This window comes from Paraburkholderia sp. PGU19 (genome assembly GCF_013426915.1).
GTDB lineage: Bacteria > Pseudomonadota > Gammaproteobacteria > Burkholderiales > Burkholderiaceae > Paraburkholderia.
The window spans coordinates 1,260,524-1,287,300 of sequence record NZ_AP023179.1; the positions used below are offsets into that span (position 1 = coordinate 1,260,524).

General features: G+C 59.6%; 46 protein-coding genes and 1 tRNA gene. 24 read left to right on the forward strand and 23 right to left on the reverse strand.

Annotated features, from left to right (window positions below; all coding sequences use genetic code 11):
• Positions 1 to 65 precede the first annotated feature (65 nt).
• From pheT to H1204_RS05770, 4 genes are all read left to right on the forward strand, one after another.
• A complete protein-coding gene (gene pheT, locus H1204_RS05755; protein WP_180730338.1) occupies positions 66 to 2,498 on the forward strand; it encodes a phenylalanine--tRNA ligase subunit beta in 2,433 nt (810 codons plus the stop codon).
• 54 nt (positions 2,499 to 2,552) lie between these two features.
• Positions 2,553 to 2,963: an integration host factor subunit alpha gene (locus H1204_RS05760; protein WP_007585478.1), complete on the forward strand. Its 411-nt coding sequence runs from the start codon at positions 2,553 to 2,555 to the stop codon at positions 2,961 to 2,963.
• A gap of 54 nt (positions 2,964 to 3,017) precedes the next feature.
• A complete protein-coding gene (locus H1204_RS05765; RefSeq protein ID WP_180730339.1) occupies positions 3,018 to 3,422 on the forward strand; it encodes a MerR family transcriptional regulator in 405 nt (134 codons plus the stop codon).
• Between the two features lie 72 nt (positions 3,423 to 3,494).
• Positions 3,495 to 3,571, forward strand: a tRNA-Pro gene (locus H1204_RS05770).
• A gap of 165 nt (positions 3,572 to 3,736) precedes the next feature.
• On the opposite strand, the gene H1204_RS05775 is transcribed toward H1204_RS05770, so the two are convergent.
• The 4 genes from H1204_RS05775 to H1204_RS05790 form a co-directional block, all read right to left on the reverse strand.
• A complete protein-coding gene (locus tag H1204_RS05775) occupies positions 3,737 to 4,021 on the reverse strand; it encodes a DUF3303 domain-containing protein (protein WP_180730340.1) in 285 nt (94 codons plus the stop codon).
• A 913-nt stretch (positions 4,022 to 4,934) separates the two neighbouring features.
• Entirely contained in the window at positions 4,935 to 6,062 is a 1,128-nt protein-coding gene (locus H1204_RS05780; protein ID WP_180730341.1) for a tyrosine-type recombinase/integrase, read from the reverse strand.
• Positions 6,052 to 6,261 carry an excisionase gene (locus tag H1204_RS05785; protein WP_180730342.1) on the reverse strand — a complete coding sequence of 70 codons (210 nt, stop codon included), beginning with the start codon at positions 6,259 to 6,261 and terminating at the stop codon, positions 6,052 to 6,054. The genes H1204_RS05780 and H1204_RS05785 overlap by 11 nt, the downstream gene beginning before the upstream one ends.
• A gap of 52 nt (positions 6,262 to 6,313) precedes the next feature.
• Positions 6,314 to 6,649, reverse strand: coding sequence for a DUF4031 domain-containing protein (locus tag H1204_RS05790; RefSeq protein WP_180730343.1), 336 nt, complete (start codon positions 6,647 to 6,649; stop codon positions 6,314 to 6,316).
• A 38-nt stretch (positions 6,650 to 6,687) separates the two neighbouring features.
• Between H1204_RS05790 and H1204_RS05795 the strand changes: the two genes are divergently transcribed.
• Positions 6,688 to 6,942 carry a hypothetical protein gene (locus H1204_RS05795; protein WP_180730344.1) on the forward strand — a complete coding sequence of 85 codons (255 nt, stop codon included), beginning with the start codon at positions 6,688 to 6,690 and terminating at the stop codon, positions 6,940 to 6,942.
• 5 nt (positions 6,943 to 6,947) lie between these two features.
• On the opposite strand, the gene H1204_RS05800 is transcribed toward H1204_RS05795, so the two are convergent.
• Genes H1204_RS05800 through H1204_RS05810 form a run of 3 tightly spaced genes read right to left on the reverse strand, consistent with a single transcriptional unit; the run spans position 6,948 to position 8,898 of the window.
• A complete protein-coding gene (locus H1204_RS05800) occupies positions 6,948 to 8,090 on the reverse strand; it encodes a phage Gp37/Gp68 family protein (RefSeq protein ID WP_180730345.1) in 1,143 nt (380 codons plus the stop codon).
• Positions 8,087 to 8,440 (reverse strand): hypothetical protein, encoded by a 354-nt coding sequence (locus H1204_RS05805; protein ID WP_180730346.1) that lies wholly within the window; start codon positions 8,438 to 8,440, stop codon positions 8,087 to 8,089. Before H1204_RS05805 ends, H1204_RS05800 begins: the two co-directional genes overlap by 4 nt.
• Positions 8,440 to 8,898 carry a hypothetical protein gene (locus H1204_RS05810; RefSeq protein WP_180730347.1) on the reverse strand — a complete coding sequence of 153 codons (459 nt, stop codon included), beginning with the start codon at positions 8,896 to 8,898 and terminating at the stop codon, positions 8,440 to 8,442. Before H1204_RS05810 ends, H1204_RS05805 begins: the two co-directional genes overlap by 1 nt.
• A gap of 71 nt (positions 8,899 to 8,969) precedes the next feature.
• Between H1204_RS05810 and H1204_RS05815 the strand changes: the two genes are divergently transcribed.
• Positions 8,970 to 9,158 carry a hypothetical protein gene (locus H1204_RS05815; RefSeq protein WP_180730348.1) on the forward strand — a complete coding sequence of 63 codons (189 nt, stop codon included), beginning with the start codon at positions 8,970 to 8,972 and terminating at the stop codon, positions 9,156 to 9,158.
• A gap of 418 nt (positions 9,159 to 9,576) precedes the next feature.
• Here H1204_RS05815 and H1204_RS05820 read toward each other — a convergent pair whose 3' ends face one another.
• The 7 genes from H1204_RS05820 to H1204_RS05850 form a co-directional block, all read right to left on the reverse strand.
• Positions 9,577 to 10,605: a hypothetical protein gene (locus H1204_RS05820; protein WP_180727982.1), complete on the reverse strand. Its 1,029-nt coding sequence runs from the start codon at positions 10,603 to 10,605 to the stop codon at positions 9,577 to 9,579.
• A 45-nt stretch (positions 10,606 to 10,650) separates the two neighbouring features.
• Positions 10,651 to 10,839, reverse strand: a complete 189-nt coding sequence (locus H1204_RS05825) for a hypothetical protein (protein WP_180730349.1) — start codon at positions 10,837 to 10,839, stop codon at positions 10,651 to 10,653.
• Between the two features lie 194 nt (positions 10,840 to 11,033).
• On the reverse strand, positions 11,034 to 11,354 hold the full coding sequence (locus H1204_RS05830; RefSeq protein WP_180727983.1) for a hypothetical protein: 321 nt from the start codon (positions 11,352 to 11,354) through the stop codon (positions 11,034 to 11,036).
• The gene (locus H1204_RS05835) at positions 11,338 to 11,712 is read right to left on the reverse strand and encodes an HNH endonuclease signature motif containing protein (RefSeq protein ID WP_180730350.1); all 375 of its coding nucleotides are present in this window, start codon (positions 11,710 to 11,712) and stop codon (positions 11,338 to 11,340) included. Before H1204_RS05835 ends, H1204_RS05830 begins: the two co-directional genes overlap by 17 nt.
• Positions 11,709 to 12,575 carry a hypothetical protein gene (locus H1204_RS05840; protein ID WP_243468557.1) on the reverse strand — a complete coding sequence of 289 codons (867 nt, stop codon included), beginning with the start codon at positions 12,573 to 12,575 and terminating at the stop codon, positions 11,709 to 11,711. Before H1204_RS05840 ends, H1204_RS05835 begins: the two co-directional genes overlap by 4 nt.
• Before the next feature lie 74 nt (positions 12,576 to 12,649).
• Positions 12,650 to 12,898: a hypothetical protein gene (locus tag H1204_RS05845; protein ID WP_180730351.1), complete on the reverse strand. Its 249-nt coding sequence runs from the start codon at positions 12,896 to 12,898 to the stop codon at positions 12,650 to 12,652.
• The gene (locus H1204_RS05850) at positions 12,895 to 13,578 is read right to left on the reverse strand and encodes a hypothetical protein (protein WP_180730352.1); all 684 of its coding nucleotides are present in this window, start codon (positions 13,576 to 13,578) and stop codon (positions 12,895 to 12,897) included. The genes H1204_RS05845 and H1204_RS05850 overlap by 4 nt, the downstream gene beginning before the upstream one ends.
• Between H1204_RS05850 and H1204_RS05855 the strand changes: the two genes are divergently transcribed.
• A complete protein-coding gene (locus H1204_RS05855) occupies positions 13,577 to 13,828 on the forward strand; it encodes a hypothetical protein (protein WP_180730353.1) in 252 nt (83 codons plus the stop codon). The two genes, H1204_RS05850 and H1204_RS05855, sit on opposite strands and share 2 nt — an antisense overlap.
• 18 nt (positions 13,829 to 13,846) lie before the next feature.
• Here H1204_RS05855 and H1204_RS05860 read toward each other — a convergent pair whose 3' ends face one another.
• The 8 genes from H1204_RS05860 to H1204_RS05900 all read right to left on the reverse strand — a co-directional run bounded on the left by H1204_RS05860 (position 13,847) and on the right by H1204_RS05900 (position 18,398).
• Entirely contained in the window at positions 13,847 to 14,689 is an 843-nt protein-coding gene (locus H1204_RS05860) for a YfdQ family protein (RefSeq protein ID WP_180730354.1), read from the reverse strand.
• A 45-nt stretch (positions 14,690 to 14,734) separates the two neighbouring features.
• Positions 14,735 to 15,067, reverse strand: coding sequence for a hypothetical protein (locus tag H1204_RS05865; protein ID WP_180730355.1), 333 nt, complete (start codon positions 15,065 to 15,067; stop codon positions 14,735 to 14,737).
• A gap of 494 nt (positions 15,068 to 15,561) precedes the next feature.
• Positions 15,562 to 15,765 (reverse strand): hypothetical protein, encoded by a 204-nt coding sequence (locus H1204_RS05875; RefSeq protein ID WP_180730357.1) that lies wholly within the window; start codon positions 15,763 to 15,765, stop codon positions 15,562 to 15,564.
• Positions 15,766 to 15,782: 17 nt separating this feature from the next.
• The gene (locus tag H1204_RS05880; RefSeq protein WP_180730358.1) at positions 15,783 to 15,959 is read right to left on the reverse strand and encodes a hypothetical protein; all 177 of its coding nucleotides are present in this window, start codon (positions 15,957 to 15,959) and stop codon (positions 15,783 to 15,785) included.
• Between the two features lie 256 nt (positions 15,960 to 16,215).
• The gene (locus H1204_RS05885) at positions 16,216 to 16,470 is read right to left on the reverse strand and encodes a hypothetical protein (RefSeq protein ID WP_180730359.1); all 255 of its coding nucleotides are present in this window, start codon (positions 16,468 to 16,470) and stop codon (positions 16,216 to 16,218) included.
• Positions 16,460 to 17,038 carry a toxin-antitoxin system HicB family antitoxin gene (locus tag H1204_RS05890; RefSeq protein ID WP_180730360.1) on the reverse strand — a complete coding sequence of 193 codons (579 nt, stop codon included), beginning with the start codon at positions 17,036 to 17,038 and terminating at the stop codon, positions 16,460 to 16,462. Before H1204_RS05890 ends, H1204_RS05885 begins: the two co-directional genes overlap by 11 nt.
• Positions 17,025 to 17,327, reverse strand: a complete 303-nt coding sequence (locus tag H1204_RS05895) for a hypothetical protein (RefSeq protein ID WP_180730361.1) — start codon at positions 17,325 to 17,327, stop codon at positions 17,025 to 17,027. The genes H1204_RS05890 and H1204_RS05895 overlap by 14 nt, the downstream gene beginning before the upstream one ends.
• 102 nt (positions 17,328 to 17,429) lie before the next feature.
• The gene (locus tag H1204_RS05900) at positions 17,430 to 18,398 is read right to left on the reverse strand and encodes an XRE family transcriptional regulator (protein ID WP_180730362.1); all 969 of its coding nucleotides are present in this window, start codon (positions 18,396 to 18,398) and stop codon (positions 17,430 to 17,432) included.
• 13 nt (positions 18,399 to 18,411) lie between these two features.
• On the opposite strand from H1204_RS05900, the gene H1204_RS05905 reads away from it, so the two are divergent.
• The 17 genes from H1204_RS05905 to H1204_RS05985 all read left to right on the forward strand — a co-directional run bounded on the left by H1204_RS05905 (position 18,412) and on the right by H1204_RS05985 (position 25,683).
• The gene (locus tag H1204_RS05905; protein WP_180730363.1) at positions 18,412 to 18,729 is read left to right on the forward strand and encodes a Cro/CI family transcriptional regulator; all 318 of its coding nucleotides are present in this window, start codon (positions 18,412 to 18,414) and stop codon (positions 18,727 to 18,729) included.
• A gap of 158 nt (positions 18,730 to 18,887) precedes the next feature.
• A complete protein-coding gene (locus H1204_RS05910) occupies positions 18,888 to 19,229 on the forward strand; it encodes an XRE family transcriptional regulator (protein WP_243468558.1) in 342 nt (113 codons plus the stop codon).
• Between the two features lies 1 nt (position 19,230).
• Positions 19,231 to 19,422, forward strand: coding sequence for a hypothetical protein (locus tag H1204_RS05915; RefSeq protein ID WP_180730364.1), 192 nt, complete (start codon positions 19,231 to 19,233; stop codon positions 19,420 to 19,422).
• Positions 19,423 to 19,563: 141 nt separating this feature from the next.
• Positions 19,564 to 19,938 (forward strand): hypothetical protein, encoded by a 375-nt coding sequence (locus tag H1204_RS05920; protein WP_180730365.1) that lies wholly within the window; start codon positions 19,564 to 19,566, stop codon positions 19,936 to 19,938.
• A gap of 16 nt (positions 19,939 to 19,954) precedes the next feature.
• Positions 19,955 to 20,266 carry a hypothetical protein gene (locus H1204_RS05925; protein ID WP_180730366.1) on the forward strand — a complete coding sequence of 104 codons (312 nt, stop codon included), beginning with the start codon at positions 19,955 to 19,957 and terminating at the stop codon, positions 20,264 to 20,266.
• A complete protein-coding gene (locus tag H1204_RS05930) occupies positions 20,263 to 20,517 on the forward strand; it encodes a winged helix-turn-helix domain-containing protein (protein WP_180730367.1) in 255 nt (84 codons plus the stop codon). The genes H1204_RS05925 and H1204_RS05930 overlap by 4 nt, the downstream gene beginning before the upstream one ends.
• Positions 20,518 to 21,006: a replication protein gene (locus H1204_RS05935; RefSeq protein WP_180730368.1), complete on the forward strand. Its 489-nt coding sequence runs from the start codon at positions 20,518 to 20,520 to the stop codon at positions 21,004 to 21,006.
• A gap of 151 nt (positions 21,007 to 21,157) precedes the next feature.
• Positions 21,158 to 21,700, forward strand: coding sequence for a hypothetical protein (locus H1204_RS05940; protein WP_180730369.1), 543 nt, complete (start codon positions 21,158 to 21,160; stop codon positions 21,698 to 21,700).
• Positions 21,697 to 22,224, forward strand: a complete 528-nt coding sequence (locus H1204_RS05945; protein WP_180730370.1) for a DUF1064 domain-containing protein — start codon at positions 21,697 to 21,699, stop codon at positions 22,222 to 22,224. Before H1204_RS05940 ends, H1204_RS05945 begins: the two co-directional genes overlap by 4 nt.
• Positions 22,221 to 22,598 carry a hypothetical protein gene (locus H1204_RS05950; RefSeq protein ID WP_180730371.1) on the forward strand — a complete coding sequence of 126 codons (378 nt, stop codon included), beginning with the start codon at positions 22,221 to 22,223 and terminating at the stop codon, positions 22,596 to 22,598. The genes H1204_RS05945 and H1204_RS05950 overlap by 4 nt, the downstream gene beginning before the upstream one ends.
• Positions 22,595 to 22,951, forward strand: a complete 357-nt coding sequence (locus H1204_RS05955) for a DUF3310 domain-containing protein (RefSeq protein WP_198001216.1) — start codon at positions 22,595 to 22,597, stop codon at positions 22,949 to 22,951. The genes H1204_RS05950 and H1204_RS05955 overlap by 4 nt, the downstream gene beginning before the upstream one ends.
• Positions 22,948 to 23,418 carry a hypothetical protein gene (locus H1204_RS05960; protein WP_180730372.1) on the forward strand — a complete coding sequence of 157 codons (471 nt, stop codon included), beginning with the start codon at positions 22,948 to 22,950 and terminating at the stop codon, positions 23,416 to 23,418. The genes H1204_RS05955 and H1204_RS05960 overlap by 4 nt, the downstream gene beginning before the upstream one ends.
• A complete protein-coding gene (locus H1204_RS05965) occupies positions 23,418 to 23,732 on the forward strand; it encodes a hypothetical protein (protein ID WP_180730373.1) in 315 nt (104 codons plus the stop codon). Before H1204_RS05960 ends, H1204_RS05965 begins: the two co-directional genes overlap by 1 nt.
• Positions 23,729 to 23,983: a phage portal protein gene (locus H1204_RS05970; RefSeq protein WP_180730374.1), complete on the forward strand. Its 255-nt coding sequence runs from the start codon at positions 23,729 to 23,731 to the stop codon at positions 23,981 to 23,983. Before H1204_RS05965 ends, H1204_RS05970 begins: the two co-directional genes overlap by 4 nt.
• Positions 23,980 to 24,234 (forward strand): hypothetical protein, encoded by a 255-nt coding sequence (locus H1204_RS05975; RefSeq protein ID WP_180730375.1) that lies wholly within the window; start codon positions 23,980 to 23,982, stop codon positions 24,232 to 24,234. The genes H1204_RS05970 and H1204_RS05975 overlap by 4 nt, the downstream gene beginning before the upstream one ends.
• Before the next feature lie 29 nt (positions 24,235 to 24,263).
• Positions 24,264 to 24,824: a hypothetical protein gene (locus H1204_RS05980; RefSeq protein ID WP_180730376.1), complete on the forward strand. Its 561-nt coding sequence runs from the start codon at positions 24,264 to 24,266 to the stop codon at positions 24,822 to 24,824.
• 58 nt (positions 24,825 to 24,882) lie between these two features.
• Entirely contained in the window at positions 24,883 to 25,683 is an 801-nt protein-coding gene (locus H1204_RS05985; protein WP_180730377.1) for a prohibitin family protein, read from the forward strand.
• Between the two features lie 70 nt (positions 25,684 to 25,753).
• Here the strand turns inward: H1204_RS05985 and H1204_RS51160 are convergent, their stop codons facing one another.
• Positions 25,754 to 26,599 (reverse strand): hypothetical protein, encoded by an 846-nt coding sequence (locus tag H1204_RS51160; RefSeq protein WP_243468559.1) that lies wholly within the window; start codon positions 26,597 to 26,599, stop codon positions 25,754 to 25,756.
• Positions 26,600 to 26,777: the final 178 nt, after the last annotated feature.

Sequence of the window (26,777 nt, forward strand, 5' to 3'; positions counted from 1 at the left end):
TTGGTGCCGACATTGTCGACATACTGGCCGGATGCGGACACAACCTGTTTAGAACGTACAGAACCATGCAATTCCCGGAATCCTGGCTCAGAACCTTTGTCGATCCGCAACTGACGACGGACGAGCTGTCGCACGCCCTGACGATGGCCGGTCTCGAAGTGGAAGACCTGCGTCCCGCAGCGCCGCCGACGTCGAAGATCGTGGTGGGCCGCGTGCTCGAAGTCGTCAAGCACCCGGACGCGGACAAACTCAACGTGTGTCAGGTCGACGCCGGCACGGGCGCGACGCTGAACATCGTGTGCGGTGCGCCGAACGTGTCGCCCGGCATCAAGGTTCCCGTCGCATTGGTGGGCGCGCAACTGCCGCCCGCCGAAGAGGGCGGCGCGCCGTTCGAGATCAAGCTGTCGAAGCTGCGTGGCGTGCAAAGCGAAGGCATGCTGTGCTCGGCGCGTGAACTGAAGCTGTCGGAAGATCATAGCGGCCTGCTGATCCTGCCGGAAGATACGCCTATCGGCCAGGATATCCGCGAAACGCTGAACCTCGACGACACCGTGTTCGAAATCAAGCTGACGCCGAACAAGGCCGATTGCCTGTCGGTGTTCGGCGTCGCGCGCGAGACGGCCGCGATCACGGGCGCCCCGCTGCGTCCGCTCGCGATCAAGCCCGTCGAGGTCAAGCTCAACGAAACGCTGCCCGTGAAGATTTCGGCGCCGGACCTGTGCGGCCGTTTCTCGGGCCGCGTGATCCGTGGCGTCAACGCACGCGCGAAGTCGCCGGCGTGGATGGTCGAGCGGCTCGAACGTTCCGGTCAACGAAGCATTTCGGCGCTGGTCGACATTTCGAACTATGTGATGCTCGAGCTCGGCCGTCCGTCGCACGTGTTCGATCTGGACAAGATTCACGGCAGCATGGACGTGCGCTGGGGCAAGCCCGGCGAGTCGCTGAAGCTGCTGAACGGCAACACCGTCGAAGTGGATGAAACGGTCGGCGTGATCGCCGACGATCACCACATCGAAAGCCTCGCGGGCATCATGGGCGGCGACAGCACGGCCGTCACGCTCGATACGCCCCACATCTATCTGGAAGCCGCGTTCTGGTGGCCCGATAGCATTCGTGGCCGTTCCCGCCGTTATAACTTCTCGACGGACGCGGGTCACCGCTTCGAACGGGGCGTCGACTATTCGACGACTGTCGACCACATCGAACGGATCACGCAGCTGATTCTCGACATCTGCGGCGGCGAGGCCGGTCCCGTCGACGATCAGATCGTCAACGTGCCGAAGCGCGAGCCCGTCAAGATGCGCGTCGCGCGTGCGAACCGCATCATCGGTGTGACGATCAGCGCTGACGAAATCGCGCAGATCTTCACGCGCCTGGGCTTGCCGTTCGAGCGCGATGGCGACGACTTCCTCGTGACGCCGCCGCCGTATCGCTTCGATATCGAAATCGAAGAAGACCTGATCGAAGAAGTCGCTCGCATTTACGGCTTCGAGAAGATTCCGGCGAACCCGCCCGTCGCGCGCAGCGAGATGCGCCGCACGAACGAGACGCGGCGCTCCATTCACACGCTGCGTCACGCGCTCGCCGCGCGCGATTACGCGGAAACGGTGAACTTCAGTTTCGTCGATGCGGAATGGGAGCAGGATTTCGCGGGCAATGAGAAGCCGGTGCGCCTGTTGAATCCGATCGCGAGCCAGCTGTCGGTGATGCGCACGACGCTGTTCGGCAGCCTGATCAACGTGCTGCGCCATAACCTGAACCGTCGCGCGGACCGCATTCGCGTTTTCGAAGCGGGTCGCGTGTTCCTGCAGGACGCATCGATCAAGGCGGGTGAACTGGCTGTCGAAGGTTTCGCGCAACCGAAGATGTTCGGCGCGCTCGCCTATGGTCCCGTCGTCGAAGAGCAGTGGGGCGCGCAAACGCGTGCCGTCGACTTCTTCGACGTAAAGGGTGATCTCGAAGCGTTGCTGGCGCCTGCCGTCGCGCGCTTCGTGAAGGCGGAACATCCGGCGCTGCATCCGGGACGTAGCGCGCGCATCGAACTCGATGACCGCGCAATTGGCTGGATCGGCGAGCTGCATCCGCGCTGGATGCAGAAGTACGACCTGCCGCACGCGCCGATCCTGTTCGAAGTCGAAGCAGAGGCGCTGATTGAGCGCGCGCTGCCGACCCCGACGGAAGTGTCGAAATTCCCGCCCGTGCGGCGCGATATCGCGATCGTCGTCGATCAGAAAATCGAAGTTCAGGCGCTCTTTGACGAGATGCAAAAGGCGCTTTCGGACGAGGCTTGCAAGACCATTCAAAGGGTTGCGCTTTTCGATGAATTTCGTGCAAAATCAAATACTTCCGGCGGGCTGGCAGCGCACGAGAAAAGCCTTGCGTTCCGTGTAACCTTGCAAGATACTGGTGGCACCCTTCAGGATGAAACGGTCGATCTGGCCATTCAGACTCTGGTGGATCGTCTTGCTCGAGTATATGGCGCCCGGTTGCGCGGATAACCGAAAACGGCTGTTCCGCAAGTTCCGTTCTGGTTGACGCGCCATTTGACAGATATGAATGAAATGAACTCGAGTGATTTCGAAGCCCTTCTTACGGCGCAGCGTAGCGCCATGATTCGCGATATCCCTACCTCAACCGCCAGCGCGTCGGGCGAAGCGCCGACGCTCACCAAGGCTGAGCTTGCCGAGCTGCTGTTCGACAACGTCGGGCTCAACAAGCGGGAAGCGAAGGACATGGTCGAAGCGTTCTTCGAAGTAATTCGCGACGCGTTGGAGAGTGGCGACAGCGTCAAGCTGTCCGGCTTCGGCAACTTCCAGTTGCGCGACAAGCCACAGCGTCCGGGCAGAAATCCGAAAACGGGCGAGGCGATTCCTATCGCCGCGCGCCGCGTCGTGACGTTCCACGCAAGTCAAAAGCTGAAGGCGCTGGTCGAGAACGGCGCTGAAGAGAGCTTCGCGCGCTGATCGATTCGCGCGCCCGCGCAACCACTACGACGGTTATCCGACCGCTAACTGACGATGACAGCGACGATCGAAAAAGTCGTCTTGCCTCCGATTCCCGCGAAGCGCTACTTCACGATCGGTGAAGTCAGTGAACTATGCGGTGTGAAGCCGCATGTGCTGCGGTATTGGGAGCAGGAGTTCACGCAGTTGCGTCCGGTGAAGCGCAGGGGCAATCGCCGGTACTACCAGCATCACGAAGTGCTGCTGATCCGGCGGATCCGCGAACTGCTATACGAGCAGGGCTTCACGATCAACGGCGCCCGCAACCGGCTCGATTCGCATGGCGCCGGTCAAGCGGCGGAAGGCGAGGGCGAAGTGGTCGAAGGTACGGTCATGCAACCGGCCGCTACCACGGCCACCGTCGATGTCGATCAGTTGCGCAAGGAGTTGCTGCAAGTGATCGACCTGCTCGGGCATTGAACGATTTAGTTGTATCGAGATTGATTGTTGCAGTTCTATTCGCCGGAAGGCTCTGTTATACTTTCGTTCTTTCGGGGCGTAGCGCAGCCTGGTAGCGTACCTGCATGGGGTGCAGGTGGTCGGAGGTTCAAATCCTCTCGCCCCGACCAGAAAGACAAAAAGGACTTACGGTGTCATGCCGTAAGTCCTTTTTTTCTTTTGCGCGGCCGTTTTGCACGTGTCCAGGGTCGACATTGAACTGCATCGTCATCCTGACTAATCAATGTTCAGCGATGTTCAGCGGGTTCAACAAGACCGCCGAACGCAGCACCACCTCACTTCTGCGCCAGAAACGCACCCAACGCTGCCCCGAGTTCCTCGTCGGTGACGGCCGGCGAGATCCTGAACGTAAAAATATCGCCCCATTGCAGCATCCACGCGGCCATTGGTGCGGTGCTGTCGGACTCGATGATCGCGCAGCCGCTCAATTCGCCGATCGAATGCCAGCGTCCAAGCATCGTGATGCCATCGGGCGGCAGGGCGCCACCTGATTTCATGAAGCGCTCGACGGCCGATTGCTGTGCTGTCGGCAGCCCGTTCCACTGAACAATGAACTTCATTGCGCACCTCCACTTGAGTCGGGGCGATGCCGGCCAGTGGCGAGCCGTCATCGTGACGGGCGCTGCGGATCGCGGCGCTCGGGAGCCTGCACCGCATGCAGATTCATCCTACAGAATCCACACTCCGATGCCTCCACCTCGGCGTTCCAAAGAATGATAGGCACCCCGCATCGAACTTCCAGCCGCGAGTACGGAGTATTTGGGCTGTTCTGTGCGCCTTGCCGCATCCCATCCAGCAAGCGCGTCGCGCTTTAAGTTTCTGTTAAGCCTGCGCTCATACATTGTCCAAGCGTTCGGACGATGCATGAGGTGCTGCGAGGAGTCGTCCGACGCTTTGTGGTCCGCCGGGGGGGGCGAACCAGACGAAGACCATCGTCGATGCGCATTCGACCGTCGCAAGGTGACAGATGGCGTGTGGTAAGCGGCTGCGCGGCCTTCGCCCGAAGGCTGTGGGGGACGGCCATTCGAACCCGGTGCTCCACCGGGTTTTTCTTTTGCGTTGCGCGTTGGCACATGACGCGAGCGGCGCGAGCCTGCGCCACGATTGACTCGATTCCACGCTGAACCGCACGAAGTTCGCGGCGTCACACACTGGTCATCTGGCTTATGCCGATCGCAGCGTTATCGTCGTGCAATCGGCGTGCAAAACTGTATAAACATACAGTATAGTATTCACCTATCCGGCGCGGTGGCCTCCAGCTACCTCGGCTACCCGCGCCGCACGAACCTCGCCGCACGAGCACGCGTGGCCGCAAACGGCCGGCCACATGCCCCGGCCAACTCATTCAGACGGACAGGCAAATTGTCATCTAACGGAACGATCCGAATTCGGTTATTCCGCTAGCCGGAGAGCCTTATCTGGCGCGGCTCCCCGGATTCTGTCCAAAATTAATCCAATAACAATCCAAAATTTTTACGCGGACTGCACCTTAACTTCGTTCCATTCGCGGCCTCGGCTGTCGCGATAAAGCGCGGTCATCTGGGCTGTTTTGTGGCCGAGCAGTGCCTGCGCGAATTCGGCGCCGAACTCGTCGCCATAGAGGCGCGCGGCGAGTGAGCGGATCTCGTGAAACGTCGGCGGCGTCTTGCCTTCCGGAACCACAACCTTTGCTGCGTCGCGGTATGTCGCGAACATGGTCGAGAAGCTGCCAAGCTTCGGGCTGTGGCCAGGCTTCGCCGTGCCCTTGTGCCGCACGTGGTGGATCATGTGCTTCGACACGATGTCGTCGCGGCACTCGCGGATCACGTCCTCGATCGTCAGACCGCCGAGCGCCTTCAGACCGATCGTCACCGGGATCTTCAGCTTCGTGCGGCCTTGGCTCTTGCGCTGCTCGACCCAGAGAAACCCGTCCTTCACGTCGCTGAACTCCATACCCTTGACGTCTTCGCGGCGCTGGCCGGTGATCAGCGCGAGCATGAATGCTCGGGCCGCCCACACGTTCTCGGGTTGCTCGCGCGCGAGCTTGACGATGGTCAGGAATTCGTCGAGCGTCAGCCGATCGCGTGCCACTTCGCTCTTCGGATTGCGCAGCGCGATGACAGGGTTCTCGCCGGGCTTCAGCAGCCCTTCGGCGATCGCTTCATTGAACATGTCGATCAAGCGACTGCGCAGGCGCGACGTGTGCGATGCGCTCACGGCCGCCGTGTTGTCCTTCAGCCATTCGCCGATCTCTTTCGGCTCGACCTGCCTAACCGACCGGCTCGCGAACGGCGCGGCCTTGATGATCTTCAGGTGGCCACGCAGAATCTGTTCGCTCTTCGGGCTGTTCTGGCGTTCAGCGTAGACATCGGCATAGCGATCGCACCATGCGGCGAACGTCATGTCGCCGCCGAACACGCGCTGAAGCAATCCAGTGTCGCCCTTGCGTCGCAGCAGCTCGGCATTGACGACGCGCGCCTGCGCCGCTGCGACCTTGAAGTCATAGCCGAGCCCGAACGTCTCGCCGTTCGACGGGTTGCGGAACCAGTAATAGTCGTTCCCGTTCTTGTAGAGGTTGTCCGGCCAGTTGCGCCGGGCAGCCTGGCGGCGCCTAGCGGCCATTTGTCATCCTTTCGATGCGTTCGGCGACCGGATCGACGTATTCGGCGTTCGGCTTGCAGAAATACTCGCGACCGACCTTGCGCGGCACCGGCCGGATACGACCGTTGCGAATCCAGTTCATCAGCGTGTTGCGATGCGGCTTGTGCTCGCCGAAGATCGCTTCGGCCCAGACAGACAGTGGAATCAGTTGCGCTGCCATTCGACACCCCAATGTTTGCTTGTTGTTTCGATTACTCGTTGTGCTGCTTCAGTCATGCTGCTTGTGCTCGGCGTTGCGCCCTTAAGTTAGCCACCCATTCAACCGCGTCAGCTGGGTCGCCAAGTTCGCCAGTGACGCGTCTGCGCGTGTTCATCGCGCCAGCCTGCCGCCAAGTGATTTCGATCGCGCCGGCGGCGATTGCAAGTGCTTTTTTGCTCAGCGCAATGTCATAGTGGCTGCCGCTTGTTTTCTCGGGACTCTGCCACCAGCGTTTTGCGACGCCGATGGTTGCGGCCATAGCGTGAAGCTCGTCGTCTGTGTCGGCTAGCATGTGACACATCTTCATGCGGCCGTACGCGGCGTTCATGTCGTCGACGTAGACGGTCATGCTAGGATTCCTCCACTACTATTAGATCGGGAGGCAACATGAACGACTCGTTTGAAATTTCTGCGCCGCAAGAGCCGACGGAAGGCGATTACTTGTCGTTCACTATTCTTGATGGTGATCGCCAACGGCCGGGACGAATCACTGGCACTGCGCTGGCGCTGCTCAGCAATGTCGATGAAAGACGGGAGGTCTTTCTCGCTAACTTCGAGCGCATCCGCCAGGCTGCATATCTGATGTGCCAGGAAAATCCGAATCTCGATGTGATTATTCTGGACAGCGAGAGCTTCCAATAGTCGAGTCATCGCGCCTCCGGGAATTCATCGTGCGTTCGGCCGTCGAGCAGGCGGCCTGCTGCTTTCTTGCCGACGGGAAACAACGGTCGGCCATAGCCGCCGTTCTCTCGAAAGTCGCCATGACCGAGCGTCCCGTCGGGCCACGCCGAGAGGTGCTTCATAATCACGGAGCCAGCAAGTTGTCGTTGCTGTTCCGGCGTCTGCTCAGCCCACTCGCCCCATTGCTTGAACAGAAATTTCACGCCGGCGGCATCACACTGGTCGCGCAGCGAACGAGCCCACCACGGATTCATCGGACGCGCGCCGTTGCCGCTTTCGCCGCCGACGACAACCCAATCAAGTTTTCCCGGCATGTCCGAATGATTCGTGAATCCGCCCTTTGGCGCGCCGAGTGCCGCCGAGCGTGCGCCTAGCAGATAGGGGGCTTCGTTCCAGTAACCGCCGCGCAGCACGTCGACACGATGGTCTCCGAGATCCGGCCAGAGAACGCGCTCGAGGTCGACTGGCCCGAGCAACGGTTCGGCACTGATCCAGCGCACGGCGGCTGGGCATTGCAGCAGCAGCGGAATGCGCTCGTCGGCGGTGGCCTGATTCTCGACGCTCACGCCCAGCCAGACGTTCTCGTACGGGAAGCCAGGGCCGCAGTTGTCATAGCCGCCGCGGCGCGTGTTGTGGTGATGCGGAACCCACGGAATGTCCTTCGGCAGGCGGCTACTGATAGCGTCGTCGTCAAAGCAGCCTGCGCCATCCTTGACCCACTGGAAGAACTCAAGCATGCGAGCTGGGCGCTTCGTCAGCACCTGATATGTATGACGCGTCGTGACGCTCATCACCGCGAACACACTCGCGATGAATTCGAACGGCACCGACTCGTGAAACAGATCCGACATGCTGTTGACGAACACGCGACGCGGCTTCGCCCAGCCGAATGGCTCGCGCAGTGCGGCGGGCACCAGCTTGATTTCGCCGGTCCACTTCGGGCCCTGCGTCGTCATGCGCACGAGTCCCTCATACGGTTGACCTTCACCGCGAAAGCGCATCGCGACCTTCTCGGCGTAGCAGTTGCGGCAGCCATCCGACACGCGCGAGCAGCCGCGCAGCGGGTTCCATGTTGCGTCGGTCCATTCGATAGATGTCATTGCGCTCATGCCGTATCTCCTCTCTGTGCGCTAGCAGCAATATGGTTGCCGACGATGTCTTCGCCAGCGCCGATGAAAGACAGCAGATGCATGGCGGCTGTGCGCACGACCGGCGCAAAGTCTGCGATGTTCTCGCAGCCGCTAAGCGAGTTGTGACCGATCGTGAGGACGTCGACTGCATTGACGCTCACCGTCACAGACCAGCCGTCGATTCGCGACGCGTCCGGCAACTCGGGCGGTGTCTGCGCGGCGCCGCGACCTGAGCAGTTCATCGTGCATTGCTGTCCAACCTTGCCGGTCACCGTCGCGCAGTCGTCGCAGCCAGGCATGCCGTCGCCGAAGAAATAGACCGGGTGCATTACGAGCGCTCCTTCTCTGCAGATGCCGCGATAGCGGCGTCGATAGCCTCGCGGCAACTCGCAAAACTGCCATTGCCGCATTGCGCATCATTCAGATCGATGTCGCCGACGAACCCAGCCCACTGACGGCCCGTCATCAGACGCGTGATGTTCGGGCTCAGAATCAGCTTCCACTGATAGGTCGTGCCGTAATGCCGATTCAACGCGGCGTTCATCTCGTCGAGCCAATCCAGACGCTCCGCATCCTTCGCCATTGCGCTGTCAGCGACAGGGACGGCGGATTCGCGGAGTTGTTCGGAGTAGGTCTGCGCCTCTCGACACGCATCTTCAAGATCCCGGATGCGCGACGCTTGTTTTTCCAGTTCGGCAACAGCTTCAACCATGGTTATCCAACCCGGATTTTTGTCGTGGGCGTAGAAGCGGAGCCGCTCCACCAGACTCTTGATGTTGTCGGTCATACAAGGCCCCTAAAGTTTTCGCGATTGGTGCCGATGTAACGGCGGTCATCAACATTACGAGCAACGCAACCATGGATCGAGCAGAAGCCAAAGTCATCGTCGAAACGGCACATCAGGTCTTCGAAATACTCGCTGAAGAGCGAGGTATTGAAATCGAATCGCCCGAAGGCGATGTGCTGTATGACCAAATCGTCGTGCAAACGGTCAGGCGCAAGGCGCAGAACGCCAGTGACCTCGCGCTGATGCTGGAAGTCGCCTAAATTCACCACGCCTTATCTCCCTTCTCTGCGCATGCCGCGATAACAGTTCGACATCGCGCATCGACGTGTAACGAGTTGTAACGATAGGTTCCGCACGGACTGATCCGGTTAGCCCTGTCAAATTCCTTCAAAAATATTTTGGGGGAACAGCTATGTATGACCGTGAGATCAAAGCGCCGCCCTTTAGGATCATCCTGAACGCCGCGGAGGAATGGGTTCCTCACGAGTTGCAAGGATCCATTCTGGATGGCTATCGTTCGATTGCGTCCATTTCTAGGCTCGACGGACGGCAGATCCTTGAAGGTATGAAGGCTTACTGGATCGGCTTCGGGCGTGTCTTCGGGAGCGAAGAGAACGCCATCCGGGACTGTGAACGACGTGCGCGCGACGCAATTAACTGTGGGTTTCCACGGTAGTCTCACGTTCCCTCCGCATCAGCGTTGTCGCTGGCTGTGGCGCTAGAGGCGCGGTCGATGCGTTCGATTTCGGCAAGGATCAGTGCGCCAGCCTTCACGAGGTTGCAGCGCTTCGTGGACGGCTTCCACCATGACTTTTCCCACGGCCAGTAAGGCGGAACATGGCCTCGTCCAATGTCGCGCTCATGCGGGAAGGAAGACGCTAGCGCGTAGTAACCGGCAGCAGCGGCCATCTGCCCGTCGTCGTGACTATCATCATGCTCAGGCGTCCAGCCTTCCGCCGTCACTTGGCGCTCACGCTCTGCCAGTACGTCGCCCGCTGCGCTCGTCAGCTTCTGTCCGCTAGCGGAATGACACGCATCGCACTGATGCAGGTGCTTGCGCATCGCGTCGCTCGTATGCCACGGATCATCGGTATGCGCTCCGCAAAAGTCGCAGGTCAGCAGTTCTGGCGGCTCTCCTCCCTCGCCTTCTCCGGGTTGTGTCAGCTTCTGCCCGCTAGTGACTGGAGGGGCGCTCGAACAAGCCTGATCGAGGCGCCCCATGTAGTACCAACGAAATGCGTCTGCCGAATCGGAGTGGCAATATTCGCCTCCAAATTCCTCGCGCGACAGATCAAAACCTACGGAACCAGCCTGCCGCTCGAAATCTCCGCGCCAACCTGGCGCCTGAGCTTGCTCGCCTGCCGCCGCTTCTGTGCTGGCGGATAGTGCGGCATCCAACTTGAATCGCATGCAGCCGAAAATCGAAAATAGCGCTTCCGGGTCCGCGTAGAGTTCGTCGCTGATCGCGTCGCCCAATCCAAGCATCCGGCACAGGAGTTTCAAGCGCGCGACAGTGTTTTCGTCGAGCCGCGCCGAAGCATTGACGGCTGGCGCGGAAGCGTCTGCGATTTCGCGTTTGAACTGCTCGCCGATTGCATCGACCAGTTCCATCAGTTTGAGCGCCTGCATGGTGTCGGCCTTTACGCCGCCTTCAATGGCGTGGCGGAGCGTCGCCAGCTTGTCATCGAACATTGGATAGTTGGTCATGGTTATCGTTGTCCTTGCGGTTAGATCAGATCGGCGCGCTGGCGCTCAAAATTCCGTTGTGAGCTCGCCCGTGGGCTTGACGCGCATGACGTCGACGGGATCGTCGTAGCAAGTAGCGCTTTCGCGCGCGCCATCCAGCGAAGATGCGTATTCTTCGATTCGCTCGAAGATCGTCCCAGGATTGGAGACCACAGCGAAGCGTGCGCAGGGCGGGATGTTCTTTGCTTTCAACATGACGTTGTCCTCGCGGTTATCAGAAAAGCGCGCCTTGACCGCGCCCGATAAGCGTCGGCTGTTGCGCAGCGCGGCGGCGACGGGCCGCCCATTGCAGTAGCGTCGCGTGCCAGGCCGGATGCCGCCGGGACGCCCGGGCGTGCATCAAATGAATGCGCGCCATGTGGATGTGCCAGTCGCGGTCAGACACGGCTTCAATCCTTCAAAACGTGGCGAGTGATCGAGCGGATTCCGTTCGTCGACGCGGACGGGAAGCTCGGCGCGGGATCGGCATCCGGGAGCGATACCGCGGCGGCTGGAGCATCGGCAGACTCGACGACTGCAACGGGAATGAATCCCGATCCCTTGCCACCCGCGACTCGCATGAAATCGACTTCGACCTTTGCCGAATTGATGATCACTTGGCCGACGTCCGCGACGACCTTCGCGCGCTCGATGTCGAGCGGCTTCTCCTTGTCGTTGAGCGCCTTCAATGTGTCGAACAGGTGGGAGCGCAGGTCATTGATGGTTTGCATTGATCTTCCTTACGAGTGCGCCCTTCAGCCAGATCACCTGACGCAGTTCGGGCGGGTAACGATGGACTGAGTTGCGCTTGAGCAGCTCGCCGCGCGAAATCAGTTCGAGGTTGTCGAGAACCACGTTCGTGCGGTCACCGTCACGGAACACCAGCAGGTAACCGGCTGGTATTGGGCCGTTCTCCGCTTCCCAGTTCAGGACGTGGACGGCCGCCCAGTCGTCTGCAGCGCGACCGGTGTCGGTCACCTTGCGTTGCAGGTAGCCCATGCTGGTGACTCGCTCGGTGCCGATCGGCACCCAACTGCGCGAGCGGTAACCGGGCTTGAACGACGTCGAGTTGGCGCGTGTGCCGCTCATGCCTGTGCTCCTTCGACGATCTGCTTACGCACCGACGCAGCGCGCGTCTGCGAACAACCGAGGTACTTCCGAATGTCCGTAACGGTCGCGCGGAGCCGTCCTGCGGCAATCTCTGCCGTGACGCGGGTAACGTCGTCTGCTGCCTCGATTACCGGTTGTTCTGCGGTCGGCGCAGATTCGGTCAGCACCTCAGTCACGGCGTTACTGACTTCCGTTACTGGCGTTACTGCCGCGCCAGTATTGGGTTTACGCGATCCGACCGGGCGCAGCGCGAGCAGCCAACAGAAGCACGCGACTGCTTCGAGTACTGCCGCGAAAGCGAGACCGGCGAGCAGATCGACGCGACCTGACTGGATACCGAACGCGGTCAGCGTGCTCGTCACAGGGTCAGCGACGGCAGCGGCGCGCGCGGCGTCGGCGCGGTCCTGCGCGGCCTCCTGTCGCTTCGCCTCGGTCGCTTCGACGTCGATCGCCTCCAGCCGGGCGCCGAGCGTCGCGCGCTCGATACGTAGGCTCGGGCACGGCTCAGCGCAGCGGCGTTCGGTGACGCGGGTCAGTCGCGAGACGATAGCGGCGCGGTCAGCGGCGATGACTGCCGGGTTGCGTCCGGTCGTGACTACTGCCGGTACTGCTGCGGCGCGTACCTCGCCAGCATGCTTCTGAGCCAGGAGGAAAAAGACCGCGTGTCCGTAGCAGGTGGCCGCCATGCAGCCGATCCAGAGTAGGACGCCGACCAGCCGAACGCGCCAGCCGTGCGCACGGATCAGGGCAGGGAGCAGGTGAGCGGCGACAACCACCACGACGCCGACGGCGATCCAGAGCACCCGCTCAGCCAGAAACCCGCCACGCTGCCAGCCCGCCATGACTGACAGACATGCAGCAGTCAGGGTCGCCGGGACTGCGAGTAATGCCGGTTGCGCTCTCATTGGCATGGCGATCACTCTTTAACCGTCACGGTGACCGGGCCGTTACGAAAGTCACCCGTCATCTGGCCATCGAGATCCGCGCGTTCCTGGCCGGTGAGATTGCGCCACTTGGCGATCACCCAATCGCCGCGCAGGAGGCCGCGCGGCATGCCGGCGCAGCCAGAACCGACCGAGTAGCCGTTATCTGCGCACCACTGCTTGGCAGCGTGAAGCGCCGCAAAGTCGCCCACGTCAGCGAAGGTCATGACGATCTTGCTCATGCTCCGATCCTTTTGAATTCGACGACCCAGACCCAAGGGTTAGCCGCCCATGCGCCGGCGCCATTGATGCTGTTCCACAGGGTGGAGAACGACTGGCGTGCACTCAGGAAGGTCATCTCGTCACAGTTAGTCGATGAGCCGAGATAGTCTTTCCAGTACGTGCGACCGGCATCCACGAATTCGACGCCTTCTTCGGCCGCATCGGCCTCACTGACTGAATGCAGGCGCTCGACGCGCACGCCAGTCACTTCGAGCGTAATGCGCGACGCCCAGCGCGGCATGTGAATCGATGGCACCGAGTTCGCGAAGCCGAAAGCCATGCCGTCACACGCCCAATCGGCCAGGCGCTGATCACGCGGCACGCGAACGCCATCCGCCGCATATACAGCGTGGTCGTGGCGAGTAGTCGGCGTGTCGACAAACTTCAGGCTCTCGCGCACCCACAGACGATCGCCAGGCTTGCCATACGGGCAGCGGATATGCTCGCTTACGACCTTCTCTGCACGGCACCACGCCCATTCGCCGGTCGGTTCATCGGCGCCATGCGCTGCTTCGTTGCCACGAAATTGGAACAAGTGATGCGCTCCTATCGGCTTTACGACGCGCCGCGTCTGCGTCTTGCGGCCCTCCAGCAAAGCGCGCACCATTGCTTGAGAAAACAAAATAGGACGTTCTTTCATGGCTGCCTCAAATGAACTTCGGATCATGCGTCGCGGTGGCGACTTGTTTTTCAACCACGTGTACGACGACACCATCTTGATGATCCAAGTCACCCATGAATGTCTCGCTGACGTGTTCGGATCCGAGGGGGCCCCAGACCAAGACGTGAAAACTCTGCAAGCGAACTTGTCCGCTATCGTTAAGGTGGCGACCGAAAAGGCTCTGCGAGGTGAGGCTTCGCCGATCCGAGTGACGGTCGCCGACTTCTGAGCAAATGCGCCGCCAGTGTTATTCCGGGGATCCGAGCAAGATGGTCGTTGCCGTTTGCTCTTCGATTTGCGACCAGATGGCGCGGAACGCGGCTTCGAGCACCTTGTGCGGGCGCACGAGCTCGTACCAGATGGTCAGATTGCCGTCCTTGACGCGGTATTTGATGCGCGCGTCGACGGGGAGGGGCTGGCCGTTCTCGAACACGGGGATTTCGAGCGTGATCTGAGACGGCATTGCGATCTTGTTGCCCGTCGCGTTCACGTCCTCTTTCCAGACGAAGTTCGTGCTGCCGTCCTGGAGCCGTGCGGCCGACACGAAATTGCCTTCCTTGCTCGCTTCAAAATTGAGCGCGACGCTGAGCATCGTCGAGCCGTCCGGCGTCACGATGTCGGGCAGGTTGTCTTCGATCAGTTCGGCGAACTGGAGCTGGTTGAGCGCTTTGCGATCCGATCCGGTCCAGACTTTCCACTCGCGCGAGGCCGGTACAGCGAACTCGACGCGGAATTGACGCCAGTTCGCGCCCTTGCCCAAGTCATCGCCTGCCAGCGCATGCTCGTACGACAGGTGATCGTCGATGACGCCGAGGATCTTCGCCGGGTCGAGCGACGCGTAAATCAGGCTCTCTGCACGCTTCTGACGATTGAAATAATTCACGAAGCTGTTTGCGTCGCGCAGCTTCACAACGCCGCTTGCGCGCGCCGGGGTTTCGAACAATTCGTCGACGATCTGCGCCTTGTAGCCTTCCGGAACGATGACGAACGGCTTACCGTCCTGCAGCGTGCTTTTCTGTGCGCCGGCCAGCGAAGTACCTGCGGCGAGAACAGCGGCGACGTTTTGTTCGCCTTGGAAATCGTGGAGCATGTTTTATCCGTATGAGAGTGAGGGGTGATTGATTGCCGTGCAGGATTAGCCGAGCGAGACGGAGCGCGGGCTGTCTGCCAGCGAGATGCCAGGCAGCTCGGTTTGACGCTCGCTGTGACGCGAGAGATTGTTTTCGACGGTAGGGAAGAACACCTCGGCCGTTTCCTTTTCGCGCGGCAGTGTCGCGACGACCTTGCCGGTCACTTCGAGCGCGTCTTGCACTTTGGCGAACGGCTTCACCTCGAGGGTGATCGTGATCTTCCCGGCTTTGCCGGTGTCGCGGACCATCGCGACCAGCGTGTTCAGTTCGTTGGTCGCCTCTTCGACGACAGCACCCCCGCGCAGCTCCATGAGGGTTTGGGTGAAAGCCTTCTTCATTTCTTGACTCCGTTATTGAAGGACTGCGGTGATTCGCGGTAACGCGGGTAGGGCGCGTTGCATTCGTGCTCTGTTTCGTCGGGATTCTTCGCCGTGCGGCAAAGGCATACAGAAGCAATTCCCAGAAACCCACCGACAAACAGACCGAATAGGAATACTAAACAGATTGCAATGATCAGATCCATGGTGAGCCTTTACGGGATCAGGTGCAGCGCACGATCGCGCAGCGGTTGTTATGTCCGTCCGCCTGGTCGAGCGCACCGGCGAGAAGTGCCCAACCACCCAACACGAGAGCTGCGGACAGCCAGAGTTTTGCGAGCTCGCGCATCAGTGCACCTCGCCCGATTGCTCAAACGTGTACGCCGCCTCGACAGGGGAGTCGCTCCATAAGTCCGGCGACCTCATGCAGCTGATTTCTAGCAGGTTTCCGAAATCGTCTATGACTGCGGTCAGCATCACGAACACGGGCTGAAAGTAAAAGTGGTAGGCGACCATCACCACACCTTCAGCACACGGCAGACGCCTTCGATAACGAAGGGGAGAGCAGCGATCAGCGCGAAGCAGAGCAGCGGGCGCTTAGTCGTGCGACGCGAGTACTGCGCCAGCTCGGCATCGGTCAGCGGCGGCATGCTGGCGAAGTACTCGACCTCGTCAATCAAGCGCGTCGCGAAAGACGGCGATTGTTGAACGGCTTCCATCTCGATCACCTGTGCGATCAGCGAGGCGCGACGAGCTTTCCGGCAGCAAACGCCACCTGAATACGCGCCTTCGGGCAATGGGCCAGATCAGAGAGGGTGAGGACTACTGTCGAGCGACCGAGTCGGGCGACGAAACGGCAATGGCCGTCGAGGCTCTTAGCTGCTGCACGGCGCATCGCTTTTCTGACGTTCATCTCTCACTCCAGACTGTCTGGTGGTGTGTGAGATGCGCCCTCAGAAAAACGGACTGTTCACAATCCGCTTAACTCAGGGCGCTCCGCACGTCCGCGCTGTCATCCAGCGCTTGAGTTGAAGTATAGAAAAACTAGACAAGCAAAGTCAAGAAAAACGAGACTTGCTAGACGGGAAATTTGTAACAGACAAAAGAAAACCCGCCAAGGCGGGTTGCTTTGATCTCGGCTCCGCAGAGCCGCGGTGGCGATTGCGAGATTATTTCGGGTTGACGACAGCGGCGTCAACGGCCAGAGCGTTTAGCGCGTCGACGCGCTGAAGCCCGACCTTTAGGAGCGGAATCACTGCGGTCGGATTCAAGTCGTCGGCTTCCGGGTTCGAACCCATGTTTGCTGCTCCAAACCCAAAATTCACTGACAGCGCCCAGATTCCTTCGTGAAGATCGGAATCCTTTACCAGCGCAGTCACTAGCTCCTTATGTGAATACATGAGCTGTGTAGGCTCAGCGGGCATGAATAATCTCCTGGGCAATAGGTTTTGCTTGCGCCATTGCTTGGGCATCGATCATCCTGGGCAGGGGTAGCATCTTCTGGGCTGTCAGCGCGGTCGAACTGAGATGAAAGTCCTTTGGTTGCTGGATATTCGCGACGTTGATAGAAATCACGTGATACTTTGGAAACGAATCGATGAGCTTATCCGCAATTGCCCTAAATGCTTCCTTCCCGCCTACATATCGCGAAATAGCGTGCACAAGCAGTTGGTTGATGCTTGTTCCCTCCATCTCGGCGAACTCGGCAACCTGGCGATGAAGTGTCCTCGGAATACGTAAGGCAACTTTTCCGCTATACCCCTCGAAGTCCACCGGCTCGCGGATTTCATTCTTGTTAGCAATTGCTACCGTAAGCCAGCTCTCCGCGGCTTCCTCCAATGCGGCGAGTGCCTCCTGAGCGGTATCGCCTTCTGCAATGCACCCGGGAAATTCAAGTATTGTTGCAGTGTATCCCCCGATTTCATCGGGGAGGAGGCGCCTTGCATAAGGCTTTTGAAGAATATCTTTTGGGGTCAACTCAGTCTTCATCATTTTCATCGTCCTGAAGGTACGATTCCCACGTATCAAGATCATCGAGCAGCTGGTCAATGATGCTTCTAACGGTTCCGGCCTTCATATCTTGAGAGTGGTGCGGGATGCTCAGAGGTGGGCTAAGTTCTGGGTCCTTTTCCCTTACCCACGTGGGCTCCTTTCCCCGGTTGTCCTTGACGCGCCCCACTTGCCTTGCGAGAGCCTCAAGCTCCGGCGCGCGACGACCGGTAGCATGCTTCCGCATTTCGCGGAGCTGCTGACGGAGCTTCTCAAGCTTCGTGTCTCTCATGATATTGTCGGTGATAGCATTTTTCAACGCCTATCACAAAGTTTTATGTTTCTCAATATTTGGGGGAATCGAGACTCCGACCGGCCGCTCCTAGGCGATGGCTCAGTCTGGGCGCCACATCGACGGCTTCGCAATGCCGGCGACGTAGTGGATATGGTCGATCTCGCTCTCATCGAGCGTGACTTTTCCATGCGCCTCGTTGACGGAGAGCAGGTGATAGCGGCCGGCAGCCTTGTACGCCAGCTCTTTGACCATTACTCGGCCGTCCTTCGACGCGACAAGCACCTCATCGCCGGGCTGAAACGGGTGATTCGGCTCGATGATGACGAACTCGCCATGCTTGATGCGCGGCCGCATTGAGTCGCCTGAGCATTCGATCGCGTACGCGTTCGGATCGGTCGTCGGCCAATCAATGTAGCCGTCGCCATGTCCTACGGGATATTCCAGTGCTGCCCAAAAACCGTTGTCGCCCAGCTGAGCCATTCCCTTCACCGCGAGTGCTTTTCTTTTGCCGAGCGCCTTGGGGCGGTACTCGTCGTTGTGCTGGATAGCGGCCTTTTTCTCGCCCACACGGGCCAGCACCCAGGCGCTGTTGTAGCCGAAAGCGTTCTGGATAGCGACGGCGTCTTCCACACTGATCGCCGACCCTTTAAGCCATGACTCCACCCTCTCCAGCGGAATCGCAACTTTAGCAGCAAAAGCTGCCGCATCCATTCCTGTTTCAGTAAGCATTTCCTGCGCTCGCACAGCGACGTCTTTGCTGTCTAGCGGGGTAGCGGCGGAGATGCCCGGCTGAGAATCCGGCATCGGGTACTTCGTAACAACCGAAATCTCTTGGATCTGAGCATAGCTGGGCTCATGCCTGCCATTCTCCCAAGCAGACACGTTTCCCTTGGTCACTCCCAGCTTTTCGCCGAGCTGTTCTTGTGTTAGGTCGGCTTTCTTGCGGGCGGACCTGATCCAGTTTCTCATTTCCATGCGCGGAGGGTATACAAAATCTAAACCGAGTGGGTCTCGTTTTTCTTTACTTTCGAGTCTACAAAACCTATACTTGGCCGGAAGCTCACTCATTGCCAACCTCCACATGAACAAGCACCCCGTCGCGCTCGCCGCATCTGCCGTTGGTGGCTACAAGGCGCTCGCCGACATTCTTGGCGTTACTAAGGGTGCGGTTCATCAATGGATGGCGGCCGACCGTCGGGTCCCGATCGAACACTGTACGCCGATCGAACAGGCGACCGGCGGCGTCGTGACGCGTCAGATGCTGCGCCCCGACGACTGGCAGTCGATCTGGCCGGAACTCATCGAGCCGGGCAGACCAGATGCGTCCGACGACGTTCAACCGCCCGTCGGTGGGATCAAGAAGGATAGCAAGTTGGCGCGAGCCAGCGCGATTTCGTAGGTCAGTCATGGAATGAAGGCGTCATTGAGACGCCTTCATTTGAAGTGGTGGCTGAGTCGTAACTCAAGTCGTAACCCGGTTGTTTTTTTCAATAGGACTCAATGATGCAGATAGAACAAACGCCGCATAAGGCCGCTGCACCAGATCTGGAGCCCGTGATGCGCGAACGTCGTGCGTCGGCGAAGTTTCTGTCGCGCGAGCAGATCGCAGCATGCGCGTCTTTCCGTGATGCCGTTTGCCTCGCCTGGGATAACCGGGCCGTGCGCGGCATGACGCAAAGAACGTGTGCCGAGCTGCTCGACGTGCCGCCGCCGCACATGTCGAACATGCTCAATCGCGTGGCTGTCGATCGTCACGGAAAGGCGCGTCAGGATCTGCCTGCGCGTCTAGTCGCCGACTATGAGCGGGTAGTGGGGAACCGCGCTGTATCGCAATGGCTGTCGCGCATGGCGATGCTGACGCTGATGGAAGAGGTGATTCAAAGACAGGAGACGCCATGAAATGACACATGACGAGGCTCTTCGCATAGGCCGCAAGGCCGCAGAGGAAGCCCGTAAGCAGGTTGGGGGCAATGACAAAGACGAACTGTTGAAAGGAATTGAAAAACAAGCTGCGCAAAAACCCGAAGTGGCAGAGGCATTCCGAGTGTTGGGCCACCTGCTACTCGACTCTCATCAGGAAACGAAGCATTGAAGGGGATGGCCGCTGAAACGCGGTCATCTCGACGGGGATCAGAAACTGATCTGCAACACAAGGCGATTGGAAATGCCAGCCGCCTTCTGTTTCCGATTAGTACTACTACGCAGTGAATGCTGCACTTCCCTGGAGATTCACATGGCAAGTCCATTTGCACGTGCACAGATGATGATGGCCGCGATCGCGGCCGCAATGTCGCTGAGCGGATCCGCAAAGCATGCGGCTATGTCCAATATCGGCCCCTACGAGTCGCGCGGCAAGGGGCGCGGCAAGACGTCGCCGTCGCGTCATACGGTCGCTATGGACCGCCGTGGCATCGTCAATAAGCATGCGCCGAAGGCATCCCGCAGCAAGTACAAGCCGCACACCGGCGCGAAGGAGCAAGAGCGCGCGAAGCGTCTCGCGCATTCGGTCCATCACACGCACTACCCGTTCGGAAAGCGCAGTTCACCGACGCTCGTCCAGATGAGCAAACGCGACTACGCAGAATTCGTCGCCCGCAAAGCCGCCTAACAGCCGGAGATCCGCCATGCAGACGGAAATCTACAGTGGCCGTTCTGGTCGTCGTGTTGCTGAAACGCAGCAAGACTCCTTTCACGCCCTTGGCGTCAAGGATCTAGCCGCAAGGCAGCGGATGGTTCTCGACGCGTTCGATCACGGTCGGCCGCCGCTGACGCGCGAAGACATCGCGTCGATCACGAACATGAAGCTGTCGAGCGTCTGCGGCCGTGTGCGCGAACTGCTCGACGCCGAGCGCCTCATCGTCGTCGGCAAGCGCAAAGACCTCGCCACGCAATCGAGCCAGCAACTGCTGGCCCTCGCGCCGAAGGTGACCGCGTGAGCCATCACCTCGTCAATATCGCGATGGGCATCAGCCTGCCGGGAACGCCGAAGTGGATCCTCTGCGTCATTTCGCACGGTGCAACCGTGTCGACGGGGATCATCAAGACCACGGCAGCGGATCTCGCGCAGGCGTGCGGGTTTTCGCAATCGTGCGTTCGCGACCAATTGAAGCGCCTCGAGCGCGCTGGCCTGATCGAGGTCGAGCGCATGGCAGCAGGTTTGCTCGTCATCAAGGTCAGGACGTTCTAAATGATGGCGCTCGCCGAAGTCATCCAAATGCCAGAACAGCGCGGCGCGCAGCTTGAGGACGGCTATATGCGCGTCGCCAATGAGCTGGCGCGTGCTATCACCTGGGCGCGGTTGACGTCGAACCAGCGCTGCATCCTGGACGTCGTGATGTGGCAGACGTACGGCTTCAACAAGTCCGTCGACGACATCGCACGCGCTCAGTTTGCTGCCGAGACCGGCATCGATCCGTCCGATGTTCGCATCGTCTTGAACCAGCTGGTCGAGTTGAACATCATCACCCGTGGCGAAGGCCGATACGCTCGTTCGTACAGCATCAACAAGCGCCATGCGACGTGGAACCTGCCTGAAGCACGGAAGTTGGTGAACAAGCCGGGGTTTAAGGGGGGAGATTCCCTCCTGCAGAGGGGGGAAGTTCCCTTTTCTGAGGGGGAGATTCCCCTGATGAAGGAGGGAAATTCCCCCCACAAAAGACAACTCCAAAAAACATAACCAAAAGACAACTCCAAAAGAAAACCTTTCGCGCTCGCTTCGCGAACGCTTTGAGATTTTTTGGGCGGCCTACCCGAAGAAGAAATCGAAGACCACGGCGGAAAAGGCTTTTGCCAAACGCAACCCGGACGAGCAGCTCTTCAACGACCTGATGGCAGGTCTGGAGCGAGCCAAGACTTCGGAGCAATGGCAAAACCCGCAGTTCATCCCGCATGCAGCCACATGGCTGAACGCTGGCGGCTGGATGGACGAAATCCAGACCGCGTACACCGCCGCCGAACTTGCCGTGATCCGAGCCTTCAATGCGGCGCTCGGGGAGCGTATCGGCGCAGTGGACGAGGCTGTGTTCGTTGAGGCCCGTGCTGGCGCAATCCGCGCGTTCCTCGGAAAGCTGGCAGCGGACCCGGAAGCGTGGAAGCGGTATTTCCCGGCCGTACGCGAGAAGGTGGATTTGCCGCCGCACGCCGGTTTCGATTACCTGATCAGCCCGAAAGGCTACGGGGACGTCAAGGGGCGCATGGCGGTCAAGCGCAACCCGGACGGAACGCGCGTGGCGGGCGAGTGGGACAAATCCGCGAGCGGCATCAAGGCGAAGGCGACTGAGTTGGGCATCGCGTTCACGGACGAGGACGTCGTACCTGCAATCGCGGCGCGCGTTCGTGCTGCGCTTGCAAAGCTGGGGGACCAGTCATGACCAGCCGTGCGAACGCTCTGCGTTATCCGGAAGGCACGACGCAAGTCGGCACGGCGCGCGTGCGTGAAGCGTCCATGCCGCCGATGACGACGGCGCAACGCCGGATCTACGAAAAGACCGGCGTGCCCCCGCAGACGGCTGCGATCGACGTCGACGACCCGTTCGACCCGTCGCTGATCCAGCCGGTAAAGACGAAGAAGCCGTCGAAGTACCGCAATGAGAAGTGCGAGTCGGGCGGCATCAAGTTCGACAGCAAGCGAGAAATGATGCGCTGGCACGACCTGGTGCAGATGCAGGCGCGTGGCGAGATCAGCGAGCTTGAGTTGCAGGTGCCGTTCGTTCTCGCACCGGCAGTCGTCATCAATGGACGGAAGCGTCCTGCGCTGCGGTATGTCGCCGACTTCGTGTACGAGCGCGACGGCAAGCAGGTCATTGAAGACGTGAAGGGAAAGATCACTGAGGGATACCGCGTGAAGCGCCATCTCATGGCCGCGCGCGGGTTGACGATTGTGGAGGTCAAGTGAGCACCAAAGCGAAAAAGACACGGCATCGCACGATGAGCATGGAGCAGCGGCTCGTTTGCGAGTTCTTTGCAGCGCACCCGAACTCGACGCGCCCGCAGTGCAAGGAGAAGTTGGGCGGTGATCAAAAGGCAATTTCGCGGAAGGTAGACGCGTTGGTCGCATCCGGCCACCTGGTCGCCACTTCCGACGGAAAGATTCCGACATTCTCATGCACTGGGAAGAAGTTCCCGCATTCGGATGAATACAAGGCAAGCCAGAAATGGATCGAGGCGAAGATGCGCGCCGCGGATCGCAACGCAAATCACGCGATCGCGCTTGACCTCGTCGCGGCGTCGATGCACGCGATGGTGACGGTGGGGAGGGCTTCCGCGTGAATGCTAATCGTCGTTGTCCAGCGACCCGCGGCGTCTGCCTCACCTGCGCGCTCGGAACTGAATGCGCGCTCGACGCGCAGAAATATCCGCCGATAGTTCCGTCCAGATCTGCAGAGCAGGTTGACCACCCGAAGCACTACAACGCGCACCCGAGCGGCATCGAGTGCATCGACGTCGTCGAGCACATGGGTTTCAACCTCGGCAACGCCATGAAATACATCTGGCGCTGTGACGAGAAGCGCGACGCCATCGAAGACCTGAAGAAGGCGCGCTGGTACATCGAGCGAGAGATCGAGAAGCGCCTGAAAGAGCGCGGCGCACCAGCAACGGATTGGGATGTGGCGAAGGCGTGAAGCGTTCTGCACCGCTCCAGCGCCGCACGCCGCTCGCGCGCGGATCCGGATTCAAGCGCAAAGAGCCGAAGCCGTTCGCGCTAGCGGATCGCAAGACGCTCGAGCGCCACACGGCGATGAAGCGGCGCGTGAAGCGCGTGACGGTCGCAGAAGGAAAGCGGTTCATCGACGCATGCCGCGGCGAAGAGTGCTATCTGCGCGTGTCGGGAATTTGCCAGGCGCTCGGATGGGGCAGTGAAACGGTGGTGCCGTGCCATTCGAACCAGTCGCGGCACGGTAAGGCTGGCGCGCTGAAAGCGGAACACCGCTACACCGTGCCTGGCTGCGGGCCGTGCCACGCGTGGATTGACCAGAACACCGTCGGCACGCCGCGACAGGTCAAGTTCGATGTTTGGGACCGCGCGTACGAGCGTTGGGAGCCTGTGCGCGCGAGGAAGTTGGGAATTGAATTGCAGGAGGCAGCTTAATGCAGGTGTTCGCGAATATTCCAGTGAAAACGATGAGCCGGGTCCGCGGTCGGCGGCAGAACAACTCTTACGGCGGCTGGTTCAGGGTTGTTCGCCTGATCGGCCCGGAGCGTCAGTCGCACGACAAATATGCCCGCGGGCATTTCATCTACGCCGACGTGCTCGTGCCGGATGACGTTCGCGAGTTTGCGCTGGGCCCGTTTCAACAGGACGGCACATTGCGCGTGCAGGTCTGGACAGCATCGCATCTGAAGACGTTGAGGCCGTTCCTCGCGAGCGGCGATCTTGAGTGGGATGTCAGGGGGCAAGAGTGAGCGCACATGCATACATCCGTTGGGCCGATGTGCCGCAGGAATTGATTAGCAGCAGCGGCCAGATTGTCGAGTCCGCGACACAGGCGAAACTTGTAGCTTTCGACGGTTGCCCGTTCTGTGGGGAGATCACCGAGAACAGCAAGAAAGAGTTGCAGGTGGAGTATGCATTTCCTCGCGGCCACGAATTGCGCAACTCGCTGGTCGACTGGTTCATTCACCACGGCATCAGCTTCGTGGTGGTGACGTCATGATGGCGCGCGCGAAGGGTGGTCCGCTTGCGCGCCTCGCGGGCTTATGGGCAAACGAACCAGCATTCCTCGAATGGATGCGATCGACGAATCAGCCAGCGAACACACCTCAGGATGCAGCCGAGTTCATCCGCGCGCGATGCTGTGTCGAAAGCCGCGCGCTGCTCGATCACGATGCGGAGGCGAAAGCGCGCTTCGAGCGCTATGTGCGCGCCCCCTATGCCAAATATCGATCTGCAGCGGGGCGCGCATGAGGCGGGGCGATTCCCGCGATCCAGCCATCGTGCTGGAAGAGAAGCAAAACCGCACCTGCCTCGGCTGCAATCAACTAGAGCGCTGCCGCTGGAGCGGAACAACGAAATACGTGTGCAGCATCGGAATGCAGAAGGCGAGCACTGACGTGTACGAAATGCCGCGATGCAAGAAATACTCTGACGGGGAATCCATGACGCTCGACCAAAGCGAACAAATCGAAGAGCTGCTGTTGACCTGGTATCGCTGGCAGATTCGCCAGTCGCACGCGGAAACGCTCTCGCATTTCTACCGCCCAGAGGACCGCACTTGTCGTGGCTATGTCACGCCGTCGAACTTAGACGAAGACGACGAAGCGGCGTATCAATGGGCAGACGACCGCCAATCCGAGCAGGTGCAGTTGTGTGTCGATATGCTGCCGGCCGAACAGCGCGCGGCGATCTCGACAAGCATGCGCAACAAGGAAAGCGGGCGGACGGTCTGGAGCAGCGGCCGGGCCGGCGACCAACATTCAACCTATCAGGCCGCCAAGGAACGGCTTTTGTCAATGTTCGTCTCCAGGCACCTTATTCGGGATCGCTTGGAAGTATAGTTAGCGGGCACCCAGCAAACGGGTGCTTTCCGAGTCAAATGAGAAAAGGTAAATCAAAATGAAACTTGGTAAGGGCAGTCTAGGGGTGGTTGGCGCAATCGCAGCGGTTCTATTCTTGATCTTCTGTTCGGTCCACGTCGTCCCTGCTGGCCACCGCGGCGTGGTGAAAGTTTTCGGTGATGTTCAGGACCAGCCGCTGCCGGAGGGGTTGCATCTTCTAAACCCGCTCGCCCGCGTGGTTGACTTCAATGTCCGTTTCCAGAGCGCGACGGCTACAAAAGCGGAGGGTGGAACTGCCGATCTGCAAGAGGTATTCGAGGACATTACTGTCAACTACGAATACGATCCGGCGCACGCGCCATATGTCTACAACAACTTCGGTGATGATGCTGACATTGAGGCGAAGTTCATCGTCCCGGCGCTGTATGAGTCGTTCAAGGCTGTGACGTCGCAATACACAGCGGAGCAGCTCGTAACGCAGCGCGCAAAGGTGTCGCAAGACATCGTGCAGAAGCTGCAGGCTAAGCTCACGAAATATCGCGTCATTGTGTCCGACATCAACGTCCAGAACTTCCATTTCGATCCACAGTTCGCTGAGGCGGTACGCCAGAAGGTGGTGGCCGGTCAGAATCGCCTTACGGCTGAACAGCGGCTTGAGACGTCGAGGGTGGAAGCACAGCAAAGGGTCGTTGAAGCCGAGGGTAATGCCAAGGCGATTGCGATTCAGGCGCAGGCTATTCAACAGCAAGGTGGTCAAGAGTATGTTGCGCTGAAGGCCGTCGAGAAGTGGAACGGTCAGCTGCCTCAACAATGGTCCGGGGCGGCGATTCCGTTTGTTAACCTGGCAACGCAAAAATAGGGTTGAGCGCCGGGCATCGGGGAACCAGCACGCCACCTCTCTGGCTCCGAAGGCGTGCCTGCTGCCGATGCTACAAATCCACGTCAAACATGAAACTCTCGCTCCCTGAACCACGCGGAGCGGGAAGCACCGCTGTTCTCACGGTACTGCAATTCAAATATCCTCGATTCGTGGAGCACCTGTTTCCACGACCGACAGCCATACTGGTCCGGCGTCTGATCAGGATACCTTTCGACAACGAACGCCTCCGCATCAGTGAGTCTTGTCCAACCATCGATCGCCAGTTCGGTGGTGGCTTCGCGCAGCGCGTAAACAATTCCAGACAACCCCATTCAATCGTCCCGTCAGGCCTTCTGCCGTCGATCAAAAAGTCTTCTAATAAGTCCACTATGGATGCCTTCGCTTTCTCCATTTGGTGGGCCCACTGCCGCAGCTGCTCGAAGTGCCTGTCAATGCGTACGTAACACTCGCTCAGATTGATTTGTGCAGCAGTGCAACCGTCGACAGACATGAGATTGAAATGGTCAATAAAGTGATGCACCAACCCATTGCGCAACTCGACCAGATCCTTCAAATCTTCATAGGCCTGCGCGTGGTCCGTTGCCGACATCTGCAGACTGACTCGGTACCCGAACACAGAGGTACTGGGAGCAACATTCTTCCGATCGGACGCCGGTTTGTGAGCCTCATCAGCGACCACGAACGAACCGAAGAGCTTATTAACCAGGACACCTAGACTGTCTTTCGTGTCAACGAGCTGCGCTCGAGCTTGATCCAATTCGTAGACTTCACCCGTGAATCGATGATCTGCAAGGATCGCCTTCATCAGCCGCTCGTACTGCTGAAGCCGAAGCAGGCAGCGGCCTAGAAGACGTTGAACCTCTCGCTGCTGTTCCGGCACGGAGTCATTATTCATAGTCTTAGCAACCTCAATACGCCGTAGGGCTTCCGAAGTCTGAGAGGTTACACGACCCGTTAATGATTGACGCGATGTCCACTACGTGACATTGAAAAACCAGTTGCGCTTACAAAAAAACTGTTTGATAATTATCGCCGGAAAGATGCGTCCGCAAAAAAAAGCCCGCTAGTCGAAA